Source organism: Oleiphilus sp. HI0043 (assembly GCF_001634935.1).
This window is the reverse complement of the sequence record NZ_LWEY01001069.1, coordinates 1-612: the sequence shown is the minus strand read 5'-3', so window position 1 is coordinate 612 and position 612 is coordinate 1. Positions and strand designations below refer to the sequence as shown.

Sequence of the window (612 nt, the reverse complement as noted above, 5' to 3'; positions counted from 1 at the left end):
GCCGTGAGTTTTAATAAAAAGCTTCTTGGTCGTGGTGTCGGTCATCTAAATATCAATCGCTTGCGAAAAGAGTTGCTTAAAAAATAGGCGGCAGATTATACATCTAAGCAGGCAGTGGGTGTAGTTTTTTCTGTCGCTAAAGACTGCCCTTAAAGATCAAAACACAAAAGACGGTTCACCACCGAGGGCACAGAGAGGCCTGCGGCCTACACAGAGAAAAGATAAAAACAGAGAAAAGATAAAAGCCTTTTTAGGTGTGTCTCCATCTCTTCCTCTGTGCAGCGAAGCGCCCGGTGTCCTCTGTGGTTCTTCGGTTTATCCCTTAAAGATCAAAACACAAAAGACGGTTCACCACAGAGGGCACAGAGCGGCCTGCGGCCTACACAGAGAAAAGATAAAAACAGAGAAAAGATAAAAGCCTTTTTAGGTGTGTCTCCATCTCTTCCTCTGTGTAGCGAAGCGCTCGGTGTCCTCTGTGGTTTAAGTTCTTTTCGCTTTTACCTTTAAGTGCAAAACCCCTATAATGCCCAGCCATAGAATCAACCACTAAAAAGTCTAATTCGTGTCTATCAAATCTAAGCTTCTCAGCACCCTTGTAATGTCCCTTTCTCT

The 612-nt window shown here is 44.1% G+C and carries 1 protein-coding gene; it reads right to left on the bottom strand.

What is annotated here, in order from left to right; translation table 11 throughout:
- Positions 1-379: 379 nt before the first annotated feature.
- A partial coding sequence (locus A3729_RS33935) for a hypothetical protein (RefSeq protein WP_231877424.1) occupies positions 380-612 on the bottom strand: 233 nt, incomplete at its 5' end.